Annotated in this window: 17 protein-coding genes; 12 read left to right on the forward strand and 5 right to left on the reverse strand. The window is 64.0% G+C overall.

The window, feature by feature from the left end; all coding sequences use genetic code 11:
• The first annotated feature begins 61 nt into the window (after nucleotides 1-61).
• The 4 genes from EYW47_RS28255 to EYW47_RS28270 all read left to right on the forward strand — a co-directional run bounded on the left by EYW47_RS28255 (nucleotide 62) and on the right by EYW47_RS28270 (nucleotide 2,815).
• Nucleotides 62-361 carry a YXWGXW repeat-containing protein gene (locus EYW47_RS28255; protein ID WP_133198137.1) on the forward strand — a complete coding sequence of 100 codons (300 nt, stop codon included), beginning with the start codon at nucleotides 62-64 and terminating at the stop codon, nucleotides 359-361.
• A gap of 116 nt (nucleotides 362-477) precedes the next feature.
• Nucleotides 478-1,767, forward strand: a complete 1,290-nt coding sequence (locus EYW47_RS28260; protein WP_133198138.1) for an ATP-binding protein — start codon at nucleotides 478-480, stop codon at nucleotides 1,765-1,767.
• A 162-nt stretch (nucleotides 1,768-1,929) separates the two neighbouring features.
• Entirely contained in the window at nucleotides 1,930-2,511 is a 582-nt protein-coding gene (locus tag EYW47_RS28265; protein WP_133198139.1) for a lipid-binding SYLF domain-containing protein, read from the forward strand.
• 52 nt (nucleotides 2,512-2,563) lie between these two features.
• Nucleotides 2,564-2,815 carry a hypothetical protein gene (locus EYW47_RS28270; protein ID WP_133198140.1) on the forward strand — a complete coding sequence of 84 codons (252 nt, stop codon included), beginning with the start codon at nucleotides 2,564-2,566 and terminating at the stop codon, nucleotides 2,813-2,815.
• 24 nt (nucleotides 2,816-2,839) lie between these two features.
• On the opposite strand, the gene EYW47_RS28275 is transcribed toward EYW47_RS28270, so the two are convergent.
• The gene (locus tag EYW47_RS28275) at nucleotides 2,840-4,102 is read right to left on the reverse strand and encodes a multidrug effflux MFS transporter (RefSeq protein WP_133198141.1); all 1,263 of its coding nucleotides are present in this window, start codon (nucleotides 4,100-4,102) and stop codon (nucleotides 2,840-2,842) included.
• Nucleotides 4,103-4,411: 309 nt separating this feature from the next.
• Here EYW47_RS28275 and EYW47_RS28280 point away from each other — a divergent pair, with 309 nt between their 5' ends.
• The 5 genes from EYW47_RS28280 to EYW47_RS28300 all read left to right on the forward strand — a co-directional run bounded on the left by EYW47_RS28280 (nucleotide 4,412) and on the right by EYW47_RS28300 (nucleotide 10,198).
• Nucleotides 4,412-5,173, forward strand: a complete 762-nt coding sequence (locus EYW47_RS28280) for a 2OG-Fe(II) oxygenase (protein WP_133198142.1) — start codon at nucleotides 4,412-4,414, stop codon at nucleotides 5,171-5,173.
• Nucleotides 5,170-5,904 carry a 2OG-Fe(II) oxygenase gene (locus tag EYW47_RS28285; protein ID WP_133198143.1) on the forward strand — a complete coding sequence of 245 codons (735 nt, stop codon included), beginning with the start codon at nucleotides 5,170-5,172 and terminating at the stop codon, nucleotides 5,902-5,904. Before EYW47_RS28280 ends, EYW47_RS28285 begins: the two co-directional genes overlap by 4 nt.
• A gap of 219 nt (nucleotides 5,905-6,123) precedes the next feature.
• Nucleotides 6,124-7,371 carry a serine hydrolase domain-containing protein gene (locus EYW47_RS28290; RefSeq protein WP_133198144.1) on the forward strand — a complete coding sequence of 416 codons (1,248 nt, stop codon included), beginning with the start codon at nucleotides 6,124-6,126 and terminating at the stop codon, nucleotides 7,369-7,371.
• A gap of 250 nt (nucleotides 7,372-7,621) precedes the next feature.
• On the forward strand, nucleotides 7,622-7,783 hold the full coding sequence (locus EYW47_RS28295) for a DUF1328 domain-containing protein (protein WP_133198145.1): 162 nt from the start codon (nucleotides 7,622-7,624) through the stop codon (nucleotides 7,781-7,783).
• Between the two features lie 45 nt (nucleotides 7,784-7,828).
• Nucleotides 7,829-10,198, forward strand: a complete 2,370-nt coding sequence (locus EYW47_RS28300; RefSeq protein WP_133198146.1) for a PAS domain S-box protein — start codon at nucleotides 7,829-7,831, stop codon at nucleotides 10,196-10,198.
• A 93-nt stretch (nucleotides 10,199-10,291) separates the two neighbouring features.
• Here EYW47_RS28300 and EYW47_RS28305 read toward each other — a convergent pair whose 3' ends face one another.
• From EYW47_RS28305 to EYW47_RS28315, 3 genes are all read right to left on the reverse strand, one after another.
• Nucleotides 10,292-10,489, reverse strand: coding sequence for a hypothetical protein (locus EYW47_RS28305; RefSeq protein ID WP_133198147.1), 198 nt, complete (start codon nucleotides 10,487-10,489; stop codon nucleotides 10,292-10,294).
• A gap of 489 nt (nucleotides 10,490-10,978) precedes the next feature.
• Nucleotides 10,979-11,611, reverse strand: coding sequence for a hypothetical protein (locus tag EYW47_RS28310; RefSeq protein ID WP_133198148.1), 633 nt, complete (start codon nucleotides 11,609-11,611; stop codon nucleotides 10,979-10,981).
• A gap of 107 nt (nucleotides 11,612-11,718) precedes the next feature.
• Nucleotides 11,719-12,141 (reverse strand): hypothetical protein, encoded by a 423-nt coding sequence (locus EYW47_RS28315; RefSeq protein WP_240763956.1) that lies wholly within the window; start codon nucleotides 12,139-12,141, stop codon nucleotides 11,719-11,721.
• Between the two features lie 395 nt (nucleotides 12,142-12,536).
• Between EYW47_RS28315 and EYW47_RS28320 the strand changes: the two genes are divergently transcribed.
• The 3 genes from EYW47_RS28320 to EYW47_RS28330 all read left to right on the forward strand — a co-directional run bounded on the left by EYW47_RS28320 (nucleotide 12,537) and on the right by EYW47_RS28330 (nucleotide 16,882).
• Complete coding sequence (locus EYW47_RS28320) at nucleotides 12,537-13,991, forward strand: MFS transporter (RefSeq protein ID WP_133198149.1); 1,455 nt, start codon at nucleotides 12,537-12,539, stop codon at nucleotides 13,989-13,991.
• A gap of 311 nt (nucleotides 13,992-14,302) precedes the next feature.
• A complete protein-coding gene (locus tag EYW47_RS28325; protein ID WP_205710172.1) occupies nucleotides 14,303-14,818 on the forward strand; it encodes an AAA-type ATPase lid domain-containing protein in 516 nt (171 codons plus the stop codon).
• Nucleotides 14,819-14,956: 138 nt separating this feature from the next.
• The gene (locus tag EYW47_RS28330; protein WP_133198150.1) at nucleotides 14,957-16,882 is read left to right on the forward strand and encodes a potassium transporter Kup; all 1,926 of its coding nucleotides are present in this window, start codon (nucleotides 14,957-14,959) and stop codon (nucleotides 16,880-16,882) included.
• Between the two features lie 112 nt (nucleotides 16,883-16,994).
• Here EYW47_RS28330 and dsdC read toward each other — a convergent pair whose 3' ends face one another.
• Complete coding sequence (dsdC, locus tag EYW47_RS28335) at nucleotides 16,995-17,933, reverse strand: DNA-binding transcriptional regulator DsdC (protein ID WP_133198151.1); 939 nt, start codon at nucleotides 17,931-17,933, stop codon at nucleotides 16,995-16,997.
• Nucleotides 17,934-17,971 lie beyond the last annotated feature (38 nt).

Raw genomic sequence — 17,971 nt, forward strand, 5'->3', positions numbered from 1 at the left:
TTGTATTGGCGCTAGCGCTTATATTGCGTGCCTGTCCTGATCGAAGAGAAAGTGACCTCGTATGAAAAAACGCAATCTTGTTCGCGCGGGCGCGGCGGTTCTGGCGGCACTCGGCGCATCGGCGGTATTTGCACAGGCGGTGGTGGTGGCGCCCGTGCCGCCTCCGCCGGTTCGTTTCGAGCCGGTGCCGGTGGCGCGGCCCGGTTATGTCTGGGATGCCGGTCACTGGCTATGGCGCGCGGGCGCGTATGCCTGGGTGCCGGGCCACTGGCAAGTCGTGCGGCCCGGCTATCGCTGGATGCCGGGGCACTGGGTTGCGCGCGGCGCGACCTGGTGCTGGATGCCCGGACACTGGGCCTGAGCGGCATGCAATATTGCCTTGCCGCGTTCGTCGTATAAGCTCGGATGATTACGCGGCGCGATTGGCAACACAGTATCGGGCCACCGTTGACTAGCTGGCGTTAATCGGGGAGGGCCATGTTCGGCTGGTATCGCTCGTTACTGGTGCGCAACGCGCTGGCGCTGATCGTGCTGGTGCTGACCAGTCAGCTCTTTGCGGGCGCCGTTTATCTGTTCTTCGTCCAGCGCCCGCGAGCGGACGAGGCGGCGGCGCTCACCGCTTCGCAAATCCGCACGGCGAGCCGGCTGCTCGCCGCGCTGCCGCCGGCGGCGCGCGAGCAGCAGCTGCTGGCGATCAACGGCGTATCGCAAGGCGAGGTGCCGCCGGCGAGTGCCGCGCAGCCGCTGCCGATGGGCTTCGTCGCCCGCTATTTCGTCTCGCGGCTATCGAGCGAACTCGGCCCCGGCGGCCAGATTCGCTTCGAGCAAGGCAACGCGCATCGTGTCTGGGTCCGCCTGCGTGTGGACGACGCGTATTACTGGATGCTGCTCGCGGGCGCGCCGAATGCGATTCCGAGCCTGCCGTGGACGTTGATCAGCCTGCTGCTGTGCATCGCCACGGTTCCGGCGCTGGTGGCCTTCCTGATCCATAGGCCGGTCGAGCGGCTGCTGATGCGTCTTGCGCGCGCGGCGGACACGATCGAGCACGGGGCGTGGCCCGAGGCCGTGCCCGTGGAAGGCGCGCACGAGCTGGCGATGGTTGCGGACGCATTCAACCGGATGGCGGCGTCGCTCGAGGAACTGGATACGACCCGCGCGCAGATGCTGGCGGGTATCTCGCACGACATCCGCACGCCGCTCACCAAGCTGCGCATGGTGCTCGAGGCGCCGGAGTCCGTCGAAGCGCCGGTGGAGAGCGCGGAGCGCTTCGTCGAGGAAATCGACCTGATCGTGCAGCAGTTCATCGACTTCGCGCGCGGCTGGGGCAGCGAGCCCGCGAAGCGCGGCGACCTCAATGCACTGATCGAGCGTCTCGCGGCCGACTACGTCGGGCTCGAATATGTCTTCGACTTGTCGCTGGATGCGCTGCCCGAATTCGCTTTTCGGCCAACGGGGATGCAGCGGCTGTTGATGAACCTGATGCAGAACGCGGTCGTGTACGGCCGTGGCGGGCTGGCGGTCAGGACCCGGATGGCGGATGGCTACGTGACGATCGACGTCGAAGACCAGGGCCCAGGCGTGCCGGCTGAGCTGTTGCCGCTCATGAAGCAGCCGTTCAGGCGTGGCCCGCAGAGCGAGCAGCGCAGCGGCTCGGGGCTCGGCCTTGCCATTGCGGAGCGGATCGCGAAGCAGCATGACGGTACGCTCGATTTGCTCGCGAACCGGCCGTGCGGCCTCGTGGCCCGGGTGCGGCTGCCCGTTCGCTGAGCGCGCGATGCCGTGCCAACCTGCGGCGCAGCATCCGGATCGCCAGGGAGTGCATAGTATCAAGGTAAGCCTGCGAGCCGTCACTTCCTTAATTTGCTCGCCAGTCATGTCGTTTGGCCTGGCGCGAGCGTTACCTCTTGATCGTTGAAAGCAAAATTGAAGATGTCGTTTAAAACTGTACGCATGGCCGCAGTGCTTGCGGGCCTGCTCGTTGGTGGGTGTTCGAGTCTTGGGGCGGGGGCGGCACCGTCCGCTTCAACCAGTCAATCGTCTCACGCGCAACTCGAGCAGAATGCACGTGTAGCGCTGGCGCAGCTCTATTCGAGTGTGCCTCGCGCCAAGGAGTTGAGAAGCCATGCCGTTGCCATACTGGTCTTTCCGGACATCCTCAAAGCGGGACTGATGTTCGGCGGCTCGGGCGGCAACGGCGTGTTGTTCTCGCGTGATGGAAAGGTTCTGGGCTACTACAACGCGAGTGCCGTTTCGTACGGGCTCCAGGCCGGCGCACAGAGCTTTTCCGAGGCGATGTTCCTCACGAAGCCCGCCGCGGAGCGTTACCTCGATAGTAGCGATGGCTGGTCGATTGGCGCGGGTCCGAGCGTGGTCCTGGCGGACTCGGGCATGGGGCGGGACATGTCCAGCACGACCCTGCGCCCGGACGTCTATGCGTTTATATTCGGACAGGTTGGGCTGATGGCGGGCATGGGCGTGCAAGGCCAGAAGATCACCAGGCTCGGCGCGTGACACAGAACGAAGCATCACAGGAGCACGACCGGTGTCGATCTTCGGAACTCGATTGAGCCTTCTACCGGAAGCGCTGCCGCGGCAGCCCATTCCGGTTTCCCGCGGGACTGGCGACATCATGCATGCGCGCGCAGAAGCGGGTGCACAAGCGGGTGCCGATCGGCTCACGCATGAAGAATACAGGCTGGCCACCGCGTGGCTCGACCATCTCTGGAATCAGGCGCCGGGCGAGCAGAAGTCCCGGCTCATGGTGCGCCTGCTGGTTCTCGTCGACGAATTCGAAATGCGGCGTGGCGGTACGTGAAGCGGCGATGTCGCCGGGAGCGGCTCACACCGCCTCTTCTCTGCCTCGCGCGAGCGCTTCGGACTCCATGCGCTCCAGATAGCGCAGCAATTTCGTCACCATCACGACGACCGTGAGCGCGAGGATCACGAAGAACACCGCAAGCGGCGTGAGCACATGCACCGAGACGAACCCCGCGAGCCCCATCATCGCGGAAGACACGAGCAAGAGCGCACACCCGAGTATGGCGCTCGTCAGGCCCGCGATGTGCGGGAACAGCGAGTTGCCCTTGGCCATCAGCGTCGGATACATCGCGCCTGCGCACAGCCCCATTACGAGCACCGGCGTCGCCAGCGTCCAGACCTCGAGGCCCACGGTCAGCGCGAGCGCGAGCATCGCGATCGCGGCGCCCGCCATCACGCGCGCGCCGATCTGCAGCCGCCGCTCGGCGCTCGGCAGGCCCGGGCCATGCACCCGGTTCGACAGGCCGCCAAGGAAGTACATCATGCCGATGCCGAGCGCGAGATAGCCGAAATAGGTCGGCGGCTTGTGCAGCGTGTTCAGCACCATGAACGGCCCGACGATATTGAACACGAGCAGGATGCTGTAGCACAGCCCCTGGGCGAGAAAGCAGCTCTGGAACACCGGGCTCGCCAGCACCTTGCCCGCGTTCGTCATGAGTGTGCGCAGCTCCAGGTGCACGGGCTGCGGCAGCGTCTCGCGATAGCGCCAAAGCAGCGCCCACATCGCGAGCGAATAGAGCAGCAGGAACACGAGGCACGCCTGCCAGCCGAACCACGTCTGCAGGTGTGCGCCGATCACGGGCGCGACGATCGGCGCGAGCCCCCACGTGATCGACATATAGGTGAACGCATGCATGAGCGCCTTGCCGCGGAACGTATCGGTGATGATCGCCTTGGCGAGCAGGTTCGTCGTGGCGATGCCGATGCCCTGCAGGCAGCGCGCCAGCACGAACGTCTCCAGATTGGGCGCGCCAAGCGAGAGCACGCAGCCGATCGTGTAGACCACCAGCCCGAACGCGAGCACGCGCTTGCGCCCGTAAGCATCCGCGATCGGGCCGAAGATGAGCTGGCCGAGCGCGTACGCGGCCATATAGCCGGACACGCTCGACTGGATCGCCTGCGGCGAGGTCCCGAAGTAGCGAGCCATCGCGGGCAGCGCGGGGACGTAGATGTCGATCGCGAGCTGTCCCGCCGATGCGTACAGGCAAATCAGGGCCAGCAGGAAGCGCGGTGAATTGCTTGCACGCGCAGGCGTGGCCGCGCGAGGGGAGAACGGGTCGGTCATGACTGAAATAAAGGTCTACGCATAGAATCCGGTGTGCGGGCAGGCCCCGCATCTGGATTCCGGCACACCGCACGGTTCGCGCGTTGTTCGTAGCGTCTGGAAGATACCGCCATTTCCGGCGGTCGGGCGCGCAACGGGGCAAATGGGCCCTATACAGCGGGTCATATACTAACACTGCCTCTCGTGCGCGTTCGTCGAGCGCTCCGGCAGCGGCGCTGTCCGCAAGGAATTGCAGCGCAAGGTGCGGAGTTTCATGCGGCCATGGCGGCGCTAGACTGGACGGGTTCAAGCTCTCACCGGAAACAATTCATGGCCGATGTAAAGCAGGCTGCACACTGGGACGCGATCTGGGCGAACGCGGCCGCGTCGCTCGATCGCCATGGCAATGCGGTGCTGCCGTCCGTGCTCCATGCGGGGCAGTGCGAGCAGCTGGCCGCGCTTTATTCGCGCGACGACTGCTTTCGTTCGCGCATCGTGATGGCGCGCCACAACTTCGGGCGTGGCGAGTACAAGTATTTCGCCTATCCGCTGCCGCCGTTGCTCGAACGCTTGCGCCATGCGCTTTACCGCCGCCTCGCGCCCCTCGCCAACCGCTGGAACCGGCAAATGGGCCTCGACGTGCAGTACCCCGCCGAGCTCGATGCGTTTCTCGCGCGCTGCCACGCGGCAGGGCAGACGCGGCCCACGCCGCTCATGCTCCGCTACCGCGCGGGCGACTACAACTGCCTGCATCAGGACCTTTACGGCGACCATGTGTTTCCGCTTCAGGTGGCGATTCTGCTTTCGGCGCCGGGCGAGGATTTCACGGGCGGCGAATTCGTGATGACCGAAACGGCAAGCCGCGGCCAGCATGCCGATGTCGTTCCGTTGGAGCAGGGCGACGCGGTGGTGTTCGCCGTCAATCAGCGGCCGGGCATGGCGGGGCACGCGCGCGCGCGTGCGAGCGTATCCAGGGTGGCCATGCGTCATGGCGTGAGCGTGGTGCGCAGCGGCACGCGGCACACGCTTGGGCTGATCTTTCACGACGCGCGCGAGCCGTCGGCATCGGCATCGGCTGGGGAGGCGGCATGAATGCACACGCCATGATCGAGCGTTTCGATGCGAACGTCATCGGCGCGCAACTCGATGCCGAAGGCTACGCGGTGCTGCCCAATTGCTTCGATCCCCATGAGGCACGCGCGCTCGCACAGGGGCTCGATGAATGGCTCGGTGAAACGTGCGATGAGACGCGCGATGCCGGGCTCATGGCGGCTTCGTTCGCGCAGGTGGAACCGGGCGGCGGGGAGCTGCGCTATTTCGGCGAACGCCTGCCGCCGCTTTTGCACGCGTGGCGCGCAGCGCTCTATCGCTGGCTCGTGCCTGTGGCGAACCGCTGGCAAGCGCTTGCGGGCCTCGAAGCGCGCTTTCCCGCCGAGCTCGAGGCCTTTCTCGAAGCGAACCGTCGCGCCGGGCAGCATCGGCCGCAATCGCATCTGAGCCGGCTGCGCGAGGGCGATCGTCTCGCGCTGCATCGTCACGACGAGGGCGAGCAGGTGTTTCCGCTTCAGGTGGTCGCGCTGCTGAGCGCGCCGCAGCGGGACTTCTCTGGCGGCGAATTCGTCATGACCGAGCAGCGTCCGCGCATGCAGTCGCGGCCGATGGTCGTGCCGCTCGCGCTCGGCGACGCCGCCATCATCGCGAGCGCGCAGCGTCCCGTTGAAGGCGCGCACGGTCATTACCGCGTCAAGCTCAAGCACGCAGTCAGCCGCGTGCGCAGTGGCGAGCGCATCGGCCTGGAATTGATCTTTCACGACGCTCCCTGAAAAGGCCGCCGCTCGCGGCGGCACGCATGCCCGCTGTCTTTTGCCGAAAGCCCTCGAATAACGGATACTGTGGCCCAGCCGGTCAAATGCGATTCAAAAAGCCTTCATGGTGGTGCGCTTTCGAGCGTACGGCCATTTTGAATCCCATTGCTTCACACACCGATATTCGGAATTCGCCCAGAAGCCGCAAGCGGCGCCAGGCAAAGGAGAAGACAGGGTATGCAAGGCATTGACAAGCAAGGGATGTCGAGTGAGCGCCTCAAACGCATCGAGCGTTTCGTCGACGATACCTATATCGCCACCGGCAAGCTGGCCGGCGCCGTCACCCAGGTGTGGCGGCGCGGCGGGCTCGCGCTGAATTCGGTGCTCGGTTTCGCCGACCGCGAGCGCCAGGTGCCGATCGCCGAGGATTCGATCTTCCGGATCTACTCGATGACCAAGCCCATCACGTCGGTGGCGGTCATGATGCTGGTCGAGCAATGCAAGATCGCGCTGGACGACCCGGTCAGCAAATACATTCCGGCATGGGAGAAGCTCGGCGTTCACGCGGGCGGCTTCATGGACAGCTTCCAGACACGTCCGCCCGCACGTCCCATGCTCGTGGTCGACCTGCTGCGCCATACCTCCGGCCTGACCTACGGTTTTCAGCAGAACACCAATGTGGACGCGGCCTATCGCCGGCTGAAGGTGGGTGAGCTCGCAACCGATGGCACGCTCGACTCGATGATCGAGAAGCTTGCCACGTTGCCGCTGGAATTCTCGCCGGGCGAGGCGTGGAACTATTCCGTTGCCACCGACGTGCTCGGCTATATCGTCGGCAAGGTCAGCGGCATGCCGTTCGATGTCTTCCTGAAAGAGCGGATCTTCGATCCCCTGGGCATGGTCGACACCGCGTTTTACGTACCCGAGGAAAAGGTATCGCGCTTTTGCGCATGCTACGCCGTGGGGGCGCTCGGCTCGAAGGTGGTCTCCGCGCAAGGGCCGGAGCTGCAGGACGATCCGCGCACGAGCCCCTATCTCAAGCCGCCCACGTTCATCTCCGGTGGCGGCGGTCTCGTGTCCACCGCGGCCGACTATATGCGCTTCGCGCGCATGCTGCTCCAGGGCGGCGAGCTCGATGGCGTGCGGCTGCTAGGGCCGAAGACCCTCGCGCTGATGACGGCCAACCATCTGCCGGGCGGCCTCGACCTGCCGCGCCTGTCGCGCTCGATGTTCAGCGAGGCGACTTACGAAGGGGTTGGCTTCGGGCTCGGCTTCGCCACCACCATTACGCCTTCGGCCACGCTGATTCCTGGCAGCGCGGGTGACTTCTTCTGGGGCGGCGCGGCCAGCACCTTCTTCTGGGTCGATCCGCGCGAGGACCTGATCGTGGTGTTTCTCACCCAGCTCCTGCCGTCGAGCGCGTACCCGGCGCGCCGTCAACTGCGTACGCTGGTGTACAGCGCGATCACCGAAACCGGCGCTTGAGGCGCGCATCCGCCCCATTTTGTAGCGATTACGCGTAATCCTTGAAAAGTAACTTTCGAAGCCGCAAGGCGAGGCGGTGCTTCGTGCGCGAGCGCAACGGTCTGGTCTTGCGCGGGCGCGCCCGCGCCGGCGCAAGGCACGCAGGTTGCGTGTGCGTTGGCGTGACGACACGAAGCAGGGGCTCGCGTGCCCAGGCGCCCGATCTGGCCTGACCGACGCGCTGCGCCCCACGCTATCAAGGAGCCAGAAAATGCTTTATTACGCGGTCGTGTTTTTCGTGATAGCCATCGTTGCGGCTGTCCTGGGGTTTGGCGGCATTGCCGCTGGAGCGGCGAGCATCGCCAAGATTCTCTTCTTTATTTTCGTTATCCTGTTCGTTGTCAGTCTGCTGTTCGGCGCATTACGGCGCTGAGGGCACGCGTCGAGGCGGCAGGCCGGCCTGGCCACGGAGAATCGCATGAGTCAAATACGGCCCGCTTGGGAAAGCAACCGGGAAAACTGCTGGGAGCGGACCCTGATCGCGGGCGTTCGCGAGTATGCGATTTTCCGTTTGACGAAGACCGGCGAAGTGGCGAGCTGGAACGCGGGCGCCGAGCGTATCAAGGGATACCGTGCTGCCGAGATCATCGGGCAGCACTTTTCGGTTTTCTATCCGCCCGAGGACAGGGAGGCGGGCGCTCCCGCGGCAGCGCTGCACAAAGCCCTCGAGGACGGTCAGTTCGCGGTGGAGGCGTGGCGCGTGCGCAAGGACGGCACGCGCTTCTGGGCCAGCATTCTCATTACGCCGCTTCGCGCGCCGGACGGCGCGCTGGCGGGATTCGCCAAGATCGTTCGGGACGTGACCGACAAGCGGCGAGCCTACGACGCGCTGAGGGAAAGCGAGCGCAAGTTCCGGCTGCTCGTGCAGGGCGTCACGGATTACTCGATCTTCATGCTCTCGCCCGATGGCAAGGTGACGAACTGGAATATGGGCGCGGCACGCATCAAGGGCTATGAGGCGAGCGAAGTCATCGGCACGCATTTTCGGCGCTTCTACACGCCTGAAGACGTCGCGCGGGGCCTGCCCGAACGTGGCCTGCAGATCGCCGCGCAGGAGGGCCGCTTCGAGACCGAGGGCTGGCGCATTCGCAAGGACGCAAGCCGCTTCTGGGCGAACGTGGTGATCGACGCGATCCGCGACGAGGACGGCAAGCTCATTGGCTTCGCGAAGATCACGCGCGACGTCACCGAGCGCAAGGCCGCTCAGGAGCAGCTCGAAAGTGCGCGTGCCGCGTTGCTGCAGGCGCAGAAGATGGAAGCGATCGGCAAGCTGACCGGGGGCGTGGCCCACAATTTCAACAACGTCCTTCAGGTGCTGCGCGGCAATCTCGAACTGCTCGAACGGCGTCACGGGCACGATCCCGTGTCGCGCGAACGTCTGGACAAAGCCATTGGCGCCGTGGAGCATGGCGCGAAACTCGCCTCGCAACTGCTCGCGTTTGGCCGCCGCCAGGCGCTTCAGCCACGTGTGGTGAACCTCGCGGCCATGTTGGAGAATATGGACGACATGCTGCGGCGCGCGCTGGGGGAGTTGATCGAAGTGGAAACCGCCGTCGCCGACGGCCTCTGGAATACGCTCGTCGATCCCAATCAACTGGAGAGCGTCGTGCTCAATCTCGCCATCAATGGCCGCGATGCCATGCCCCGGGGCGGAAAGTTGACGCTGGAACTGTCGAACGCGACGCTCGACAGTCATGGCAGCACGCTTGCGGCCGGCGTTGAAGCGGGACCCTACGTGTTGCTCGCGGTCACCGATACCGGGACGGGCATGCCCCGCGAGGTGCTCGACCGCGCGCTCGAGCCGTACTTCAGCACCAAGCCCGAAGGAGAGGGCACGGGCCTCGGCTTGAGCATGGCGTATGGCTTCATCAAGCAAAGCGGCGGCGACATGCGCATCTACAGCGAGCCCGGCAACGGAACGACGGTCAAGGTCTGGCTGCCGAGGTCGATGGAGCGCGTTGCCGACATCGAGCCTTCATTGCCCGAGCGAATCGAAGGCGGTACGGAAACCATTCTGGTCGTCGAAGACGACCGATACGTTCAATCTGCGGTGGTCGAGACGCTCAGCGAGCTGGGCTATACCGTGCTCAAGGCGGACGATGCGCAAAGCGCCATGGTGATCGTGAAAAGCGGCGCGCGGATCGATCTGCTGTTTTCCGATATCGTGATGCCGGGCGCCTTGAGCAGCACCGCGATGGCCAGCATGGCAGCACGCGCGCTGCCTGGCCTCAAGGTGCTCTTTACGACCGGCTATGCGGAAAGCGCGATCGTTCACGGCGGCCGCCTCGACGAAGGGGTGCAACTTCTGAGCAAGCCGTATAGCCGCGCGCAGCTTGCAGCAAAAATACGGCACTTGCTGGGCAGGCCCGAGTCGATGCCGCCCGCGCTCGCGCAGCCGGATCACCCCGCGCGGGCGCACAAGCCGTTGTCCATACTCGTCGTCGACGACGAAATCTCATCGCGCGAAGCCGTAAGCGCGTTGCTCGCGGAAATGGGCTACTTGGTACGGCAGGCGTCGGACGAGCGCGAGGCGTTGCGCGCATTGGAGGAGCAGGCGGCCCAGATGCTGATTACCGACATAGCGTTGGCAGGCGGGTCGGGAATCGAGCTCGCGAGAGCCGCGTTGCGGCTGCGCCCGGGCCTGAACGTGATCTTCGTCTCGGGAAACGAGGCGCCGGCCGCCGAAGAAGCCGGATTCGCCTGCGCGTCGTTGCGCAAGCCGTTTGCCGTCGCGCAATTGAGCGCGCTCATCGAGAGCGTTTGCGCCTCCTTGCGCGACACCGGTTGACTGAAGCATTGGGGCCCGTCGGCGTGACTCGCAGCTTGAAACTCGCGTAGTCATGAAGCGGAGTGAATACGGCCCCCTGTGCGCAGAAGACGCTCAGTGCACGCGCATGACGCTCTGAAGCAGGAAGTCTCCATCGTCGGTCAGGCAGGGGCGATGCATGCCGGACGCGAGCTGTTCCATCGCGATCAGCTGGCGTTCGAGCAAGACATCCAGCTCCTCACGCGTGAGGTCGATCTGGTCGGGAGCATCCTTCACTAGCATCAGGGTGGCGAATTCGTGAGGGCTGAGCATGTCTGTCTCCGATGTTGGTGTATTCGGCAAGGGATGCCGCAAAGCAGCAACAGTCACGCTGCATGCTTGCGGAAAGCATCGCACGAGGGTCAACGGAAAGCCGTTGGCAAGAAACCTGAAACCTGGCTTGCAAGATCAATGCGGCAAACGACGAATGACGAAGAGGCTGGATGCAGCCTTTACATAGACGACGGAACTCACGAGACTGGCGCTACGGTGTCACGACGCACAGGCGTTTTTGTCTTTCGGCCCTTGAAGCGGGCGGCTTGAGGAGGGTTGCGAGCAACTGTCGCGGAGTCATTATGCAACACGCGTGGCGGGTGTGTATCGTCCGTATATTCCCCTGGAAAAATGCTCTCGACGATCCATCGGTTGTGCTGCACTTTTCGGGAAATAGATAGATATCCGAAATGATTGGCAAAAAACAATCGATTCACGGAAACATAATCGTCAGTCTTTTGCGCGGATTTTCGACGGGTGGCAGCGCTTTCAGTGCCGGTAAATGTCTGCCCAATCGTCCGGCATATTGGAGCGATTCGCTGAGGTGTATCGCAAATGGGCGAGTCGTTCGGTATGCCGGTGCCTGTGCCGCACCGCTCGCTTCGGCTCCGGCGGCGCCATGACGAATTCGCTGGCGTAGTGCGTCGTGCCGCTGAGCGCTGGCGCTGGCGCTTTGCCCGGGACCCATCCGCCCTTGATCATGGCCTGCGCGAGCAACGCTTTGGTCTCCGGCGTATTGCCGCGTTGCGCAATGACGCCGCTGGTCGCTTCGATCACGCAATCCCAATGGGCCGCAGCCGCGCATTCGCGTGCCTGGGCGAGCAGCGCATCGGGATCGTCTGCCGGCGCCGTGGCCGGCGGCGTGATTGCGGCCACGGGGACCGGCGCGGGCTCGCTCGCGAGTGCGGAACGCTCGGGTTCGGCAGGCTTGGCGCGAGGATGATGAGCGGAATCGAACTTCACGCTGATCGTAACCATGGTCACGAAGAACGCGAGACTCATTGCGAGGCTGAGCCAGGCGCCGCGGGTCAGGCGCCTGGGGTCGCTGATGCCTTCGGAGGCGTCTTGCCCGGGCTCCCACGTTTCATCCGACTCTCGTTCCGGCCGGTCCGGTGTCGTCATGGAACGAGCCTCCTCTTTCGTTGCGCCTCAAGCTGCAGTATGGCCCAGCACTGCCGCGTTGTGCGTGGCGTGCGAGCGCGCAGTGCCCGATACGGGTCCTGATCGCTCTACCACTTGATCTGGTTGTTCATGGTGCCGGTCTGAACAATCTCGAACTTCATTTCGCCGCGATAGGTGCCTTCGATCCGGTAGTCGGCTTCGGGTACCGCGAACAGACATTCGGGACCTTGAGCGACGAAATCCATCAGCACACGGCCGTGTCGCCTCAACCTGACGGCAACGTGCGAGAGCGGCGCGCCATTCGACGCGGAGACGAACGAAATGCCCAAATTGAACGGGTGTGCTTGATCCGGCGACTTCGCATGCGCATCGATTCCAGGCTTGCCGCAGACGTAATAGAGCATCGTTTGCGGCGCCGCCGGATTCGATGCGGGTGAGTTGGATGCGAGGGGGGCGCCGGGCGCGGCGGCCGGTCCTGCCGTTTGTGCGGACTCGGGCCGGGTGCAGGCACCAAGGAGGAGCACGGACATCACGAGCACGCTTCTTCTCTTGAAGGCCACCATGATCGACCTCTCTGGCAGATTCAAAAAGCATAGAAATCGGTGGAGCGGAACGCAACTCTTGTCGACAACGCAGGTGCGCACTGGTCCAGTTTTGCTTCGATTGGAGGCAAGCAACGGTGGCCCTGATTCGGGGTTCCCACGGCGCTCCGACGCCGTGCGCCCGGTGTCGATGCAATGAAGCAAGAATGGCGCCCGGCTGGGGGAGCGATGCGGCGATGCGGGAGGATGGCCCGCGCGCGTATGGCGCCTGCGTTCTGTCACCATGCCGTTCCGCTTCTATGGCATGGCATTTTGGTCACGTCTACTGAGAGGAACGGCTGCGCCGCGTCCCGTAGCGCAGCCGTTCCCCTTTAGAGGACGTCATGCGCAACGCTTCCGCTTCCCCACCCATAAAGTCGCGCGCGAGCGCGGCCGCACGGCTCGAACGCCTGCCGTTTTCCGGCTATCACAAGCTGATCTTTCTCATCATTGCGCTGGCGTTCTTCTTCGATTCGGTCGACCTCGGCACGATGACCTTCGTGCTCGGCTCGATCAAGAAGGAGTTCGGGTTGTCTAGCGCGCAGGCGGGGCTTGTTGCTAGTGCCAGTTTCTTTGGCATGACGCTGGGGGCCGCGGCGGCGGGGCTGCTTGCTGACCGCTTTGGCCGGCGCCCGGTGTTTCAGTGGAGCATGGTGCTTTGGGGGATCGCGTCGTATCTGTGCTCGACCGCGCATGACGTGAATTCGCTGATCGGCTATCGGGTCTTGCTTGGCTTCGGTATGGGCATGGAGTTTCCGATTGCGCAGGCGCTGCTCTCGGAGTTCGTGCCCTCCGCGCAGCGGGGGCGCATGGTCGCGTTGATGGATGGGTTCTGGCCGCTTGGGTTCATTACCGCAGGAATTGTTGCTTATTTTGTGCTGCCGGCGCTTGGGTGGCGCACCGTGTTCGCGTTGCTCGCGATTCCCGCCGTGTTTGTGCTCGTCGTGCGCCGGATCGTGCCGGAGTCGCCGCGATGGCTCGAGCATCGTGGGCGGCTGGCTGACGCGGACCGCGTGGTCTCGGATGTGGAGGCGCGCGTGATGCGCGCGGCAGGACTGGCGAGTTTGCCTGCGCCGGCGCCCGAGCCGCTGGCTCAGACCGCGCCCAAGCACAGGCGAAGTGCGTTGCGTGAAATCTGGAGTCCCGCTTATCGGCGTCGTACTACGATGGTCTGGTTGCTCTGGTTCTTTGCGTTGCTCGGTTTTTATGGGCTCACTTCGTGGCTCGGTGCGCTGCTGCAGCAGGCAGGGTTTGCTGTTACGCAATCGGTGCTTTATACGGTGTTGATCTCGCTTGGCGGGATTCCAGGTTTTCTGTGCGCTGCCTGGCTCGTTGAGCGGTGGGGGCGTAAGCCTACCTGTATCGCGTCGTTAGTGGGGGGTGGTGTGATGGCGTTTGTTTACGGGCAAACGGCGTTGCATGGGGCGAGCATCGTGTTGTTGATCGGCTCCGGGCTTGTGATGCAGTTTTTTCTGTTCGCGATGTGGGCCGCGCTTTATACCTATACGCCTGAGCTTTATGGCACCGGTGCGCGTGCTACAGGGTCAGGGTTTGCTTCGGCGATTGGGCGCGTTGGGTCGCTGATCGGTCCTTATGTCGTGGGCGTCGTGTTGCCGTTATCTGGGCAGGGTGGTGTGTTTACGCTCGGTGCGCTCTCGTTTGCGGTTGCGGCGCTCGCTGTTTGGGTGCTGGGGATCGAGACTAAGGATGCGTCGCTTGAAGCGCTTTCCTCGGTCGAAAGTGGAACCGGTGTTGCACCGGCTGACGGTGATAAGGCTTGGGGAAAGCAGTTGAATTAAGTGCGTCGTTGAGATTGAAATTCAGGGGCTTTGGCGCGGGTTATCTGCGCTTTGGCCTTTCCTTGTTTTCATGTCGGTATATTGGTGTTGCCCCTGTGCGGGGCGGCACCTACTTTTCTTTGCAGCCGCAAAGAAAAGTAGGCAAAAGAAAGCGGCTCAAACCGCCAGTGTGACGCAGTCCACCACTGCCCTGTAAATCGGAGCGGCTCCGGGGCGTCCGCCATCTCTCGACGTCACCCGGAGTGACAAAGGGCTCTTCCTTCCGGCGGCGCTTCGCGCGCCGTCGGGTGTATCCCAAAACAGTGGGGGGCGTGGTTTCGCGCCATCTATCTCCGACATCGTGCCGCTCGCCGAGCAGTTCCTCGCGCGCGCTCACGCGCAAGCGGCTTTCGGCCGACGCCGCGGCGCATCTGATCCGCTATGGCTGGCCCGGCAACGTGCGCGAGCTGAAGAACGCGATGGAGCGCGTCGCCGTGATGGTGCGCGGCGAGTACATTCATGCGATCGATCTCGCGTTTCTCCAGAGCGAGCGCTCCGGCGCGCAAGCGCTGCTCGACTGGCCCGACGAGGACCTGCCTTCCGCGCTCGCGCGTCTCGAGGAAATGCTGATTCGCCGCGCGCTCGTGCACAGCAACAACAATCGCACCGACGCCGCGCGGCGGCTGAACGTGAATCGCCAGTTGCTCTACGCCAAGCTCAAGCGCTATGGCATCGAGGGGTCGGACGAGAAAGGCGGCGAGGGCGAGGAGGGGGCGATGGCGTGCGCTAGCGGCGCGCGCGGACATAAAGGACGTTATTCATCCCCGGTCGCGCCAGATAGCCTATAAAACAAGAACAAATTCGTAGCGCCTGAGTTCGCCGCCCCGCTTGCACGTTCGCTCGCACGTTCGCTTGCCCGCACATTGCAAGCAAAACGAAATATTGAGCCCAGGGCGTCCCAGGCCGAAAGAAGCCAGGAGGCAGACATGGGAGACTCCTCACCCGCCACGCCGGCGGCCGCCCCCCCACACGGCGCCGAGCCGCATCGCGAGGCCCTGGGCGGGCTCGCACTGGCCGCCCTCGGCGTGGTCTACGGCGACATCGGCACGAGCCCGCTTTACACGCTCTCCACCGTGTTCGATCCGGGCAATGGGCTGGCGCTCAATGCTTTCAATATTGTCAGCATCGTCTCGCTGATCTTCTGGTCGCTGATGATCGTGGTCTCGCTCAAGTACGTCGCGTTGATTCTGCGGGCGAATAATCACGGCGAGGGCGGGATCATGGCGCTGCTTGCGCTCGCCGCCTCGTCGGTCGCGCATCGGCCCCGGCTGCGCCATGCGCTGCTCGTGGTGGGCGTGATGGGCGCGGCGTTGTTCTTCGGTGACAGCGTGATCACGCCGGCCATCTCGGTGCTCAGCGCCGTGGAGGGGCTGGAAGTGGCGGCGCCGCAGCTCAAGACCTTCGTGATTCCGGTGACGCTCGCCGCGTTGATCGTGCTTTTCGTCGCACAAAAGCGCGGCACGGGCGGCATCGGCACGGTGTTCGGGCCCGTGATGGTGCTCTGGTTCGTCGTGATCGGCGTGGCCGGTGTCGCCAATATCGCCACGGCGCCCGTCGTGCTGGTGGCGCTTAATCCGATGCGCGGGCTGGCCTTCTGCCTGCACCACCGGTGGCTGGCGTTCGTCGCGCTCGGCGCCGTCGTGCTCTCGCTCACGGGCGCCGAGGCGCTCTATGCCGATATGGGCCATTTCGGCAAGCGGCCGATCCGGCTCACCTGGTTTGGCATCGTGTTTCCGGCGCTCGCGCTCAATTACCTCGGGCAGGGCGCGCTGCTGCTGGCCAACCCCGGCGCCGTGCAGAACCCGTTCTACCGGCTCTTTCCGCAATGGGCGATCTTTCCGATGATCGTGCTCGCCACCATTGCCACGGTCATCGCCTCGCAGGCCGTGATCTCCGGCACGTACTCGATGGCGATGCAGGCCATGCAACTCTCATTTCTGCCGCGCATGAACATCGTGCATACGTCCGAGCGCGAGTTCGGCCAGATCTACGTCCCCGGCATCAACTGGATCCTGCTCATTGCTGTGATCGCGGCCGTGGTCGGGTTCGGTTCGTCCACGGCGCTGGGTTCCGCGTATGGCATCGCGGTCACCGGCACGATGCTCATCACGACGTGCCTCACGTTCTTCGTCGTGCGCTACGCGTGGCACTATAACTGGGCGCTGTGTGTGCTCGCCACCGCCTTCTTTCTCGTGATCGACGCGCTGTTCTTTTCGGCGAACCTGCTCAAGATCGTGCAGGGTGGCTGGTTCCCGCTGGCGATTGGCGCGCTCGTGTTCACGATCATGGCGACGTGGGGCCGTGGCTGGCAAATGATGATGGCCGAGGCGCGCGCACGCGCGGGCAAGAAGCCCCTCAAGCCCTGGCTCGCCTCGCTGCTCGCCAGCTCGCCCGTGCGCGTGGGCGGAACCGCGATATTCCTCACGCCCGACACCGAGTCCGTGCCTCATGCGCTCATCAACAATCTGCGCTATAACCGCGTGCTGCACGAGCGCGTCCTTTTCCTGACGGTCATGACGCAGAGTGTGCCGCACGTGGCCGAGAGCGAGCGGCTGAAGGTGGTGCAGCTGGAGCCGGGCTGTTATCAGGTGACGGTCGCCTATGGCTTCAAGGACGATGTGAACTTGCCGCAGACCCTCGCGTCCGCCAAGACGGCCGGGCTCGCGCTCGATCCCAAGGAGACCTCATGGTTCCTGAGCCGCGCGATGGTGGTGGCGGTGCCGGGCTGTGGCATGGGAATCTGGCGCGGGCGGCTGTTTGCGGTGATGCTCCATAACGTCGGCAATATTGCGGCGTTCTTCAAGCTGCCTGCCAATCAGGTCATCGAGCTGGGGGCGCGTGTGGAGATTTGATCGACCCGGAAATGCTCTGCGCCACAGCGCAAATACGGACTGCGTGAGAGGCTCAACGCGTTGCGCCGGATCGTGTCGTCAAGGCCGCCCGGCACTTCGGTCGCGACGCGGTTCATCGCGTGCTTCGGTTCTCGTGCAGCCATGCGATGAACACCGATGTTCGCAGTGGCAGTGCAGGCATCGGCGGATGCACCAGGTAGTAGCTGTACGGGCAACGCTGGGAAAAGGCGCCGAACGGCAAAACCAGTTCGCCCTGATCGATGCGTTTTTGCACCAGCTGCTGCCGCCCGATTGCAACGCCCACATGGCTCAAGGCGGCAACCACGCACAAATCCGATTGGTCGAACGTAAAGCTGCGTTCCGGTAATTCGATGTCCGGAATATTCTGACTCGCCCAGAGCGCCCACTCCGCATCGTGCGCCGCATGATGCCAGGCAAGGGAATCGTGCAGCAGCGTACAGCCGACGATGTTCTCCGGATGGTCATGGAGTCCATGACGCTTCGCATATTCCGGGCTGCATACGGGCGCCATGCGCTCATCCATGAGCTTGTGGCTCACGAGGCCCGGAAACTCGCCATTGGCGTAGTCGATTGCCAGGTCGATATGTTGCGTCCGAAAGTCGATATTGTCGTTGCCGACCCGAAGATCGACCGACAGCCCCGGATACTTCGTCGAGAATTCGGCCAGCTGTGGGACCAGCCAGCATTGCGCCACCGAGGGGCGTGCATACACGGTAATGCGCCCCTCCACGTTCTCTTCGGTTGTCGGCTCGAGCGCCTCGGCAAGTTCGCTCATCGTTCGCTGCAAAATGCCGAACAGGCGCTCGCCTTCGGGCGTCAGGCAAATTTGCCGGGTCAGGCGCTCGAACAAACGCATTTGCAGCGCGCCTTCGAGGCGCCTGATGCGGTGACTGACCGCGCTGGCGGTCAAGCATAGCTCTTCCGCCGCCCGCAGAAAGCTCATGTGGCGCGCAACAGCGAGAAACGTGTGCAGGTTGGCAAATTGGCTGCTGTCGAGCCGATGGGCGATCCGTGGCGGCAGGTTGTACATGTTCTCAGCTCCCATTGTGCGGTGGGTCGTGAGGTTGA

The sequence above is a fragment of the Paraburkholderia silviterrae genome (assembly GCF_004353915.1).
Classification (GTDB): Bacteria; Pseudomonadota; Gammaproteobacteria; order Burkholderiales; family Burkholderiaceae; genus Paraburkholderia; species Paraburkholderia silviterrae.

What these genes read in the sequence shown, in the direction of transcription:
- EYW47_RS28285 (WP_133198143.1), top strand. Translation starts at nt 5,170, where the DNA reads ATGAATGCACACGCCATGATCGAGCGTTTCGATGCGAACGTCATCGGC.
- EYW47_RS28295 (WP_133198145.1), top strand. Translation starts at nt 7,622, where the DNA reads ATGCTTTATTACGCGGTCGTGTTTTTCGTGATAGCCATCGTTGCGGCT.
- EYW47_RS28290 (WP_133198144.1), top strand. Translation starts at nt 6,124, where the DNA reads ATGCAAGGCATTGACAAGCAAGGGATGTCGAGTGAGCGCCTCAAACGC.
- EYW47_RS28300 (WP_133198146.1), top strand. Translation starts at nt 7,829, where the DNA reads ATGAGTCAAATACGGCCCGCTTGGGAAAGCAACCGGGAAAACTGCTGG.
- EYW47_RS28310 (WP_133198148.1), bottom strand. Translation starts at nt 11,611, where the DNA reads ATGACGACACCGGACCGGCCGGAACGAGAGTCGGATGAAACGTGGGAG.
- EYW47_RS28330 (WP_133198150.1), top strand. Translation starts at nt 14,957, where the DNA reads ATGGGAGACTCCTCACCCGCCACGCCGGCGGCCGCCCCCCCACACGGC.
- EYW47_RS28320 (WP_133198149.1), top strand. Translation starts at nt 12,537, where the DNA reads ATGCGCAACGCTTCCGCTTCCCCACCCATAAAGTCGCGCGCGAGCGCG.
- EYW47_RS28265 (WP_133198139.1), top strand. Translation starts at nt 1,930, where the DNA reads ATGTCGTTTAAAACTGTACGCATGGCCGCAGTGCTTGCGGGCCTGCTC.
- EYW47_RS28280 (WP_133198142.1), top strand. Translation starts at nt 4,412, where the DNA reads ATGGCCGATGTAAAGCAGGCTGCACACTGGGACGCGATCTGGGCGAAC.
- EYW47_RS28315 (WP_240763956.1), bottom strand. Translation starts at nt 12,141, where the DNA reads ATGTCCGTGCTCCTCCTTGGTGCCTGCACCCGGCCCGAGTCCGCACAA.
- EYW47_RS28275 (WP_133198141.1), bottom strand. Translation starts at nt 4,102, where the DNA reads ATGACCGACCCGTTCTCCCCTCGCGCGGCCACGCCTGCGCGTGCAAGC.
- EYW47_RS28255 (WP_133198137.1), top strand. Translation starts at nt 62, where the DNA reads ATGAAAAAACGCAATCTTGTTCGCGCGGGCGCGGCGGTTCTGGCGGCA.
- EYW47_RS28305 (WP_133198147.1), bottom strand. Translation starts at nt 10,489, where the DNA reads ATGCTCAGCCCTCACGAATTCGCCACCCTGATGCTAGTGAAGGATGCT.
- EYW47_RS28260 (WP_133198138.1), top strand. Translation starts at nt 478, where the DNA reads ATGTTCGGCTGGTATCGCTCGTTACTGGTGCGCAACGCGCTGGCGCTG.
- dsdC (WP_133198151.1), bottom strand. Translation starts at nt 17,933, where the DNA reads ATGTACAACCTGCCGCCACGGATCGCCCATCGGCTCGACAGCAGCCAA.